The sequence below is a fragment of the Photorhabdus africana genome, assembly GCF_035181445.1.
Lineage (GTDB): Bacteria > Pseudomonadota > Gammaproteobacteria > Enterobacterales > Enterobacteriaceae > Photorhabdus > Photorhabdus laumondii.
The window spans coordinates 1-11,857 of sequence record NZ_JAXBVE010000048.1; the positions used below are offsets into that span (position 1 = coordinate 1).

The window sequence follows — 11,857 nt, forward strand, 5'->3', positions numbered from 1 at the left end:
AAATTCATGCAAACAATATCTGATATTAATTTTAATGGCGGTTTTTTTCTTTATTTAATTTTTTGCTATTAAAAATCAGAAGATTTCACTGTTTCGTGAGAACTTAAATATTCTCAATAACGGGTACATCCGTTAGGTGCCGTGGTTTTCTGTTGAGCCCAAATAATAAATTAAAGGACTATTTATGGGTAAATCATCAAATAGAAGTGCAGAGTACATATTTACGGGAAGATATTACGACGATGATAATGTCGATAATAGTATTACTGCTATTGGGGTTGGTGGTAACGTTTATGCTTATGGCGGAAATGATGATGTTACCGTTGGTTCATTTAAAGTCGATGTACACCATACAAATGGCGACCTTGCGGTAAAGGGGGCTTCAGGTTATACCGGTATTCATAAAACGGGAAATGGCGGGCTGTCATTTGCGGGGGCCGCCGGTGCGGTTTTTATTAATCACACGGGTGAAACGGGAAATTTAAATTATTCGGGTGCGGCCGGTTATAATAAACTGGTTCGTAAAGGGTTGTCTGGTGATACCCGTTTTAAAGGAGGCGGTGGATATAATCAGTTATGGCATGAAACTAATCGGGGAAATTTAGATTTTTCCGGCGCAGGGGCAGGCAATGACATTGACCGTACCTGGTTTAACCGTTATCAAGATTCACAGGGAAATGTGACTTTTAATGGCGTAGGTGTGGCAAATAGTATCGATTCGCGGGTAGAAAGCGGTGACATTATTTTGCATGGTATTGGTGCTGATAATCATATTGTGCGTAGAGGTAGAGACGGTGATATTCTCTTGCGTGGTGTAGGTGCAGCGAATCGCATTGAGCGCATACGCCACAGTGAAGATCAGTATGGACAGACACAGGGTGATATTACTCTTGAAGGTGCGGGGGGATATAACACACTCTATTCTGATGTTGCTCACGGTCATATTCATTTTACCGGTGCAGGTGTTTATAACAAAATTACCCGAGCAGGTGTGAAAAATGAAATAGAATTTGCTCAGGCTAAAGATATTATCATGACATCGGCAACAATGGAGGGAGACGGGGTTCAACAATCCCGGCAAGTTAAAGCGGTTAAATCCGTGGCAGAACCTGATACTTATCTTTTTGCCATTGCCAATAATGTTAATACTAAAGTTGTCGCTATACGGCTGCAAAATAATCCTGATACCGGTAAGCTCCGTTATTATGTCACTTCCTGGTATAAGCAAGGTGATCATCTTGAGGATATTACTAAGGAAAATATCAATGCAAATAATGGATTTATCCCCGTTAAAGGGGAAGATACTATTATGCTTGCCGATATTAATCTGGTATATCGACAAAAAACCACAATACAGGGTGTTGTGAAGGAATTATTAACCGATAAATGGGGGAATTATGCCCGTGGGATCAACATTAAAGCGGAAGATGTCACACTGGCTAGTGCTAAAATGGGGGGGGACGCACGTTCTTCTAATGGGCTGAAAATCGATGTCTCTCCGGTGAAATCAAACACGCAGCCGAATACTTATGTGTATGCAGTATTCCTGGATCCTTATACCAAAGTAGTTGAGGTTAAGCTGGCGAATGATAGTGAAACAGGGAGGCTGAAGTATATTGCAAGATATTGGTATAAAAAAGGTGACCATACTGGCCGCATAGCAGATGAAACTTTTTCCTATCCTCATGGCTATCGATTAATAAGAGCTGGTTATACGTTAAGTGAGCTTCACTATAAGTTAAATGTAACAGATCATATTACTGATTGTTTGACTGATCTTAAAAGCTATTCTGAGCAAGATGTTATTAAATCATCAAAGAGTGGCGGTGATAGTTCCGGTAATATTTATTTTAGCGGCGCAGGGGGTGGAAACGTTATTACATCTGATGTCACTCGGGGGGATATTAATTTCACAGGAGCGGGGGCAGCGAACGTTATTCTGCACAATTCAACATTTGGCAGTACGCATTTTGACGGTGCGGGTACCGCCAGCGTGATTGTAAAAAAAGGTGAAAAGGGCGATCTGACATTCCGTGGTGCCGGTTTAGCCAATGTCTTGGTTCACCAAGGCAGGAGCGGAAAAATGGATGTTTACGCCGGTGGCACGGTAAATGTTCTTGTGCGGATTGGGGATGGGCGATATCTGGCTCATCTCCTGGCCTATGGCAATATCTCAATTCACAAAGGCAACGGTAACAGCCGGGTGCTGATGCTGGGTGGGTACAACACACATACCCAGATAGGTAATGGCAATGGAAACTGGTGCGGGAAGGGCGGTTTTAACTTCATTACTCAGGAAGGCGCTGGGAATATCGTTTCCGTACTTTCTGGTGGTGCTAACGCACTGACTAAACTCGGGGCGGGCGATCTGGTTGCCGGTATGCTTGGCGGCACCAATATTATCACCCATCTCAATGAGGAGACTGAAACCGCCAACAGCACTGTTATTGCGTTGGGCGGAGCCAACATTTTTACAAGGAAAGGGAAAGGCCCTGCGCGGGCGGTCATGGGCGGCGGTAAGAACGTCTTTACGCATATCGGTGACGGCAATACCACGGGCGTTATGCTGGGTGGCGCGAATGCCTTGACCAAAGTCGGAAGTGGCGACTCGACCGGCATCGTGTTCGGCATGGGCAACGTGTTGACCTATATTGGCGACGGTTTGACACTGGGCGTGATAGCCGCGGCAGGCAATATCTTCACTAAAGTTGGGGAGGGAACATCTATCGCAGCCCTGATTGGCGCGGGTAACTTGTTTACCCATGTTGGTAAAGGGGATGCCTGGGGGTTAATGGGCGGTGCAGTGAACGTCTTTACCAAAGTGGGTGATGGTGATGCACTGGCATTAATGGTAGCCGCAGGCAATGTATTTACGCATATTGGGGATGGCACCAGTGTTGCGCTGATGCTGGCAAAAGGCAATATCGCCACGAAAGTGGGTGATGGTATGACGTTGGCGGCGATGATCGGCAAAGCGAATCTTTTTACCCATATTGGGGATGGCAATACCTTTGCGGCCCTGATTGGCGGGGCCAATGTGCTGACCAAAGTTGGTCATGACCAGACAGCCGCTTTAATGATAGGGAAAGCCAACATCTATTCCCATGTGGGTAATGGCGCGAGTATTGGTTTGTTTGCCGGTGAACTGAACGTGATGACCAAAGTGGGTAATGGCACAACACTGGCGGCCATGTTTGGTAAAGCCAATATGATGACCCATGTAGGGGATGGCTTAACGGGCGTGTTAGCACGGGGTGAGGCTAATATCGTCACCAAGGTGGGCGATGATTTTATGGGGGTTGTTGCGGCGGCAAAAGCGAACGTTGTTACGCATGTCGGCGACGCGACAACTGCTGGTGTATTGTTTGGCAGCGGTAATATTCTGACCAAAGTGGGCGACGGTCCCACAGTCGGCCTGCTTATTTCCAAAGTGGGCAACGTGATGACCCATGTCGGTGATGGTTTGACCGTGGGTTTTGCCAAAGGAAAAGCCAATATCATCACGAAGATTGGTAATGGTACTGGCGTAAATGCGGCATGGGGGGAGGCCAATATTCTGACTCAGCTTGGTAATGGAGACCGTTATAACTTCGCGAAAGGTCAAGCCAACCTCGTCACTAAAGTGGGGAAGGGACAGGAAGTCACGGTCGTTCAGGGGGATGACAATATTATCACCCATGTGGGTAACGGTGATGATTACACCGGTGCTTGGGGCGAAGCCAATATTATCACTAAGGCAGGAGATGGGCGCAATGTGGTGCTGGCGAAAGGTCAGGCCAACATAATCACCCAGATGGGGAAGGGAGACAGCTTTAATGCCTTATGGAGCGAAGGCAATATTGTCACCAAAGTGGGAGACGGTATGCAGGTAACGGCGGCCAAAGGGGAAGCTAACGTAACCACGGCAGTAGGCAACGGTTTAAATGTCACCGTCGCTTATGGCGACGCTAACATTAACACTCATGTGGGTGAGGGTATTTCGGTTAACGTGGCGTGGGGGAAATATAACGTCAATACCAAAGTGGGCAATGGCCTGAATGTGGCGGTCATGAAAGGCCAGAGTAACGCCAATATCCAGGTGGGTCAGGGTTTAGCGGTTAATGCCGCTTATGCGCGCAATAATCTGGCGATTAAGATGGGGGATGGTGATTTTTACAGTCTGGCGGTTGCAGCGAGTAATACGGAAAGCAACAAACTGGCCTCTTTCTTCGACAATATCAAACAAACTGTACTTGGTGTGATGGGCAGTCAGGCAATCAACTATCTGGTGCAGGGGGAGGAAGTTAACACGCTTGGCACCCATAGAGGCAGAGGCGCGATTCATTTAGCGGAAGTTTCTGCTATTGATGGCTTCCAGATGGAGGCAATTGCGCCGGTAAGTTCAGACTTAAATCATCGTCTCAATGGTACTGTGACAGCGGTAGAGATACCTGATGTGGATGTAATAGAAAGTGTTTTAAATCGAAAAATGCAATCGATATCAGATCAGAATAATAATCTGATTATTAATGGTGATTTTGAACAAGGTAAGTTGGGTTGGCAGTCAACTCATGGTATAGAAGCCTATGGTTCAGCGAGTGTTTATGGTCTTGATATTGCCGGTCATGGAGAGCGCGTCAGTGAACTTGATGCGGAGAGAAACACCATGATTTATCAGGATTTGCAAAACTTGTCTGAAGGAGAAGTGATTTCACTGAGTTTTGATTTTGCTCATCGTTCCAATGCCCATGTTATCAACAATGGCATGGAAGTTTTTTGGAATGGGCAATGGGTATTCTCAACTTTTGGAAATGCAATAGAGTGGCAAAGTAAAACGTTGGAATTAATTGCACGGGCAGGCAATAACCGCATTGAGTTTAAAGGAACCGGTGAGGATGATGGCATAGGCTATGTTCTGGATAACGTTATTGCAAAATCTGAGAACCTACTACAAACCGATGTGGTTACCGAACATGTGAAACAGGATAAAGCGGCGCAAAGTGCGTTAAGCGATAAAGAAAAAGCGGAAGAAGATCGCCAACTGTTGGCGCAGGAAAAAGAGAAGCAACTGGCAGCGATTAAAAAATCACAATCTCAATTGGAATCGATGGATCAAGCAGCACTTAGCCAAAATGGGCTGGCACAACGGAATGTGATAGAAGCAGAAGCGCAGGCGGAGACTGGCAAATTGATTTCCATGGCGCAAGGTTTGGCGGTGCTTGATGACCATGCTGATTACAGCGGCCAATCAGGTGACCCGTGGCGCAATCAGTTTGCTGCCGAGTTCTTGAACTATGTTCAAGATGAGTTGTATTACGTCAAATTTATTGCACAGAAAAAATTAGCTGATGCCCGACAGGCTATTACGGATAACCAACAACAAGTCAAAAAAGCGGTTGCGAAATCGGAGACCGGCGTAGCACAAAGTGAGCAGCATTGTGTCAGTGCAAAACAGGATATTGCAGAAGCTCAGGAAAAAGCAGAATTAAGAAAAATAGAGGCGGTATTGCAGCAACAGCGGGCCAAAGAAGTGGAAAATGACGCAAATATTGCCTATCAGGGGGCGGAATATCGGGGTAAACATGATATTGCGGTGGCTGAAAGTCAGATTGCTCAAGTACAAGTCGATGTCAACGCAGCAAAACAGAGCGATTTCAGACCTGATCCTGATCGTATTGGTGCCGGGGGGAGCGGTTTATCGGGCGAAGCCTACGAATCGACAGGCGCGGGGGAAACCGGTAGCCATATTGATCCCGAATTAGTGCCGGAAGCTGAAAAAAAATTCTACAAGGGGCTGACCGAAGAAGAGCTACAGGCGCTGGATAGTGTTGAACAAGCAGTTGATCATCTACAGATAAGTGCCGGTATTCATGCAGAAAATACCGGCGTTTTAACTGCTCCAAAATTTGCCAAAGGACAATCTGACAGTCTGGTGATGCCAACGTTGAGCGGCTCAGGTGAGTTTGTCAGAAGAGTGCCGCGGATTTCAGGCATTAATCTGAAATCGTTGGGGGATGATGTCAAGGTAGGACAGCAGGGAAATTCCACCATATTTGAAAGTGCAAAATTTAATTTATTGAAAGAGGGCAGTAAGCTATTTATCAACCCTAATGCTAATGAGCGAACATTAGGGCAGAAAAAGCCGCTGAGTCAAGCGCTGACTGCTGTACGTGATATTTTCTATAAAACGATGAAGCATTTCGATGAAGAGCATGTATTGCAGTTTGAACAGGCGATAGCTGACTGGCAACAGGATAGCCCAAAGGAATTTGCTCCACGCGCCAATCAAGTGAACTTAATACGTTTTAGGATGGGCCGGGTAATGGAGTACTTGCAAGCCCAGCGCGCCGGCTCCTTAGGGGTGCTTGGGATTGCCGTGTCGCCTCAGCGTGCTGAACAACTTAGTCAACGCGTCATCTTTGATGGAACCGGACGTGTTGTCGGTTTGAAAGGAAATGTCACCCAAGACGAAATTAATCATCTTATTGAGTGGAAAATTACCCCCTTGACCCGAACGAATTCAGCCGCTGAACGGGAAGCGCCTAAGATCGAAAGTGAAAGCCTGATTGCTTTTATGAGCCGGTTGGAAACCGCAAATATCCCGGAAGCGATGCCTTTGATTGAACAGGCCAGGGGACTCTGGCTTACCGGGCAAGTCACCTCGAAAGAAACTATTAAGTTATTTAATGATGCCGCCAGCCAGTTACAGGCATACCCTGAGCTACAGGCTTTGGTACTGTCATTACAGGCTGATGCTCGCAAAAAAAAGTTGACTACCCAATATATTGATAACTTATTTGGCCGTCGTTTTGATTCCGAAGTGGCCCATACGTTGGTGAAAACCGCGTCACCGGAAGCGATAGCCGCCTCCAGGCGGATAGGTCAGTTTCTGGTGCGGGAGTTTGAGTTGTATATGCAAAATACTGCTAGCTCAACCGTCCGCGACGGGCAGGTGACTAACGGACAGATTACTATCAGGATGCAAGCTTTTGCCGAAAAAATTAAAAAGGATATCCGCCCTTGGTTCAGTCGAGTGCCAGAACTGACCGCATTCCTGCAAAAACCGACCTTGGATAACTTTAAGATCATGATGACTAAGGTGGATAACGGCTTTGAAATGATCAAAATTCCGTTTCTGGCGGTAAAAATGTCGAACACGGATGGTATGGGGTTACATTTATCGCAATGGAAGGCGGAAGCGGACATTTTCTATCGGGAGGAGATCTATAAGGCCCGTTCGACCAGTAATATATTAACTCATCATGCTGATGTGACCCACACAGTGGAGTTAATTGAACAGCAAACCAAGGATTATGGTATTGCACTGCCCTACCAGCCATCTGGTGATCAGTATGAAGATTTCCTGTCTGGCAGAAAGGTGGCGGCAGGCAGTGTGCTGACGCCCGGACGGGAAACCGTACTTGAACGTAACGCTCTGGCGCAAGGGCATTCTGTGGTAACGGGGGCATCTGGCTCGACTAATATCATGGTTTACCTCAATAACTATATTGCCAGTCAAGATCCCACTTTCTCACAGGAGCAGGCATACCTTAATACATTGGCGTTTCTGGTGTTTGATGGCGGCCATTCGGTTAATGAGAGTTTGGTGGTCTACAAAGCGTTACAGGCGACCGGTGATGAGCGTCGGCAGGTACTGCAACACTACACCGCCAGTTATATGGATCTGATGGATATTGCCGGAGATAAGGGAGAACAATGGATAAATCAGGCATTAAATAGCGCATTTGAGAAAACACTGCACCTTTATCGAGAAAATACCCTTGAGAGAAAACGGAACGACGCTCCGGTAGAAGCATTACAGGCGTTATCGGGCAAAAATGGAACGTCAGAGTCGGTATTCATTGAGGATGGTGGTACTTCACCGCAGGATAAAGCCGCTTTAAACCCAGTGACTCGATTCTTTAACAACGAACTGTATGGTTTTAAAGAAGATAAAAATCGGGATGGGGTAAAGGACTCGTGGCAAAAGAGTGACAATCGTGGGACCCGTTTTGATGGTCAGATCATTATTCAGATGGAAGATGACCCGATTGTCGCAAAAGCCGCGATCAATCTGGCGGGTAAACACCCGGATTCCAGCGTGGTGGTTAAACTGGCTGCGGATGGCAAATATCATGTCATTGATGGTGATCCTGCCGGATTGTCAGGCAAGTTGCGTTGGCAGATTGTGGGGCATGGCCGTGACGAATCGGCACAAAATAATACTCGCCTGAGTGGTTACAGTGCTGATGAATTGGCAATCAAACTAAAACAGTTCAGTCAGGACTTTGAGCAGGCAGGTAAACCTGAGCGTATCAGCATCGTGGGTTGTTCACTGATAAGTGAGGATAAGCAGAATGGTTTTGCCTACCGTTTTATTATTGCTTTAGATAAACAGGGTATCCGTAGCGAGGTTTCAGCCCGTCGAAGTGACGTGGCCGTTGATGCAACAGGCCGTAAATTTACCCGCGATAAAAATTATCAGTGGGTTAACAGATTGGACGATAACAAACTGGTGTTGTGCTGGGATGAAGAGGGAGAACTCACGACTACAACAGAGAAGGAGCGTTGTGGGGTGGCGGAAAGCGATATCAACCTTGCCCGAGTGGGGTACACGGAAGCTGATTCAGTAACCAGAGGGGCAATTGCGGATAACCATGATGTTTTCATCGCGCCAAGGAAGCGCAAAAACAGGATAGAGCCCGGTTCGAATCCTCAATCGGATAAGCCGCTGAGTTACGCCGGGAATATACAGGTAAACGTGGGTGATGGTGAATTTACCGCGATCAACTGGGGAACCTCGAACGTCGGTATCAAAGTGGGTACGGGCGGCTTTAAGTCGCTGGCTTTTGGTGACAACAATGTGATGGCGCACATCGGGGAGGGTGACAGTAAGCACAGTGTTAATCTGGGTGGTTATCAGGCATTCGAAGGGACGCAGGTGTTTATTGGCACTCGTAACATCAGCTTCAACCAAGGTCGCAGTAATGACCTGATTGTCATGATGGATAAATCCCTCTCTACACCACCGCTGGTTAATCCATTTGATGGTACTGCGCGTATTACTGGTGTACTAAAGTCTATTGCTCGTTCCGGTGAAGAGCGGAACTGGTTAGAGGAGCAGGATCTGCAGTGGACGTTATCGGGCGCGAAAAAATTTGTGCGGGACATGTCTGGTTTAGACCAGACCAGCGGTGTGGATTACAATACGTTGGTTGATCTGGATGCACAGCACGAACGCAGTAGCCGGGGTTTGAAAAGTGACACAGAAACAGCATTGAATAAAAAATACCACCAATGGTTAAGTGATAACGGCAATGATATTGATACCAGTAAAATGAGCCGTGCGGATAAATTCCGTGAGGCCAATGAGAAACTGATTTTCAATTTTGCAGTAGGTGGTCGAGGGGCGGACATTCAGGTCACAACCGGTAGCTGGAATTTTATGTTCGGTGACCATATTCAATCGATTCTGGATACCAACCTGGGTTCGTTGTTTGGCCTGATGACGCAGCAATATTCAACAACGGGTATGGCGAAGACAACCTTTACCTACAAGCCCCAGGACTTACCGCGTCAGCTTAAAAATAAGCTGCTGGGTCGGTTAGCCGGTGTGAATGCAGAGACCACGCTAGCGGATATTTTGAGGGTGGATTACACGCTGGAGGGGCAGATTGCTGCCCGTACTGGCGAGCCGGTTGATGGCACGGCGATTTTGCGAGAGATGCTGGAAGTGATTAAGCAGTTTGGGGGGGATCAACTCCGTGTCTTTGCTGATCTGGATAAATGGATTGAGGGGTTGAAACAGCACGTCGATATGAGTGCCGATGGTATTGAATCATTTCTTGTCAGTCATGGGCTGAAAGAGAAAGCGCCTGACGAAAATCGGGAAGAAAGTGTGCCGGACGTCATCAACAGTGGGAATAGTCAGACTAATAACAAACCAGAGCGGGCATTGGGCTTTCATTCGCTGAACTTACCTAACCTGTTTGCGACGATATTCAGCAGAAATAAACAAGAAGAGATGAGGTCACTCGTGACCAATTTGAAAGAGAATCTCACTGCGGATCTGCTCAATATGGAGCAGAAAACGTTTGATTTTCTGCGTAACAGTGGTCATCTGCAAGGGGACAGCGATATCCATATCTCGTTAGGGAACTATAACTTCAACTGGGGCGGTGACGGTAAAGATCTCGGTGCTTATCTGGGCGATAACAACAACTTCTGGGGGGGACGCGGAGAGGATGTTTATTACTCCATCGGTATTTCCAACCTCTTTACCGGTGGTGAAGGTAATGATCTGGGCGTCCTGATGGGGCGTGAAAACGGGATGTTTGGCGGTCATGGGGATGATACCGCAGTGGTAGCTGGGCGGATTAACTATGCTTTTATGGGGGAAGGGGATGACCAGACATTTGTTTTTGGGGAAGGCGGGCTGATTGATGCCGGTAGCGGGTATGATTATGTTGTGACTGCGGGTAACTACAACCGGGTGGATACCGGGGAAGATCAGGATTATGCCGTGACCATCGGTAATAACAACCGGGTTGAATTGGGGGCAGGCCATGACTTTGGCTGGGTGTTTGGTAATGACAATCGAATTGATGGCAACATGGGTAACGATGTTATTAAACTGATAGGTTATCATGCGGTAATTAATGGCGGAGAAGGTGATGACCACCTGATAGCGGCCACTATTTCGAAGTTCAGCCAGTTTGACGGCGGTGAGGGTCAAGATCTGCTGGTGCTGGGCGGTTATCAGAACCACTTCCAGGGTGGCGCAGGGGTAGACAGCTTTGTAGTCAGTGGTCAGGTGATTGACTGTCAGGTTGATGATATCAATGCGGAAGATATGATTGCCTTTAACGATATTGACTGGCAAGGCTTGTGGTTCCAGCGCAGTGGATATGATCTGGTGTTATCAGTAAACCGCCCTACACAGGATAAAACCGCGCAGGGTGTCTTTGAATCAATCGGTTCAGTCACCTTTAGTGATTACTTTAATGGTAACCGTGCCAAACTGGTGGTGCGGATGGGGGATAAGAATGCCTCGGGAGAGCGAGAGTTTACTGCGCTGTCGGATAATGCGGTTGATACCTTAATCCAGGCAATGAGCAGTTTTGCGCCCACCGTGGGAGATAATGGTTTTATTGAAAATCTGGCGAGTCAGGCGAAAATGGTCATGACAACGGCGTGGGCAGATACCACGATAGGCAAGGTGCAGTTTGCGTAATTAATTCTCAAAAATAAAAGTTAAAATGAATAGTAAAAAAAGCTCACAGAATCGGTGAGCCTTTTTTACCGCTGAATAACAAATGCTCATTGTATTATAGGTTTTTCACTGACCAATGGTTATTTTTATTGATTAATTTCATTTGTTTATTATTATTTCCTGACTAAAAAAGTAGGATATTATTATCTCATTTACTTATATTGTTTTAATAGCTATAATCTGTGTGGTTATTTATGGAAATGGAATACAATAATTGGGCGTAATTGATGAAATTTTATATCTTAGCTTAGTCGTTACTTTATTATCTTCTCTGTATTTTCAATATTATCGCGGAAAAAAACATCTGTGTTAACGCTCTTTTTGAGTTTTTTATTTATACCCGTCATCTTTCAAGTTGCTTCTTTGTTGGCTGCACTCACTCACCCCGGTCACATAGTTTGCTATGCTCCCGGGGATTCGCTCCTATGTTTGATAAATTCGTGCAAATAATATCTGATGTTAATTTTAATAGCGGTTTTTTTCTTTATTTGATTTTTTACTATTAAAAATTCAGAAGATTTCACTGTTTCGAGAGAACTTGAATATTCAAAGTAACTGCCCTATCCGTTAGGCGCAGTAGTTTTTTTCTTAACTTCAATAATAAAT

At 46.2% G+C, this 11,857-nt stretch carries 1 protein-coding gene; it reads left to right on the forward strand.

Annotated features, from left to right (window positions below; genetic code table 11):
* Positions 1 to 184: 184 nt before the first annotated feature.
* Complete coding sequence (rtxA, locus tag SLS51_RS19745; protein ID WP_323840302.1) at positions 185 to 11,212, forward strand: MARTX multifunctional-autoprocessing repeats-in-toxin holotoxin RtxA; 11,028 nt, start codon at positions 185 to 187, stop codon at positions 11,210 to 11,212.
* Positions 11,213 to 11,857 lie beyond the last annotated feature (645 nt).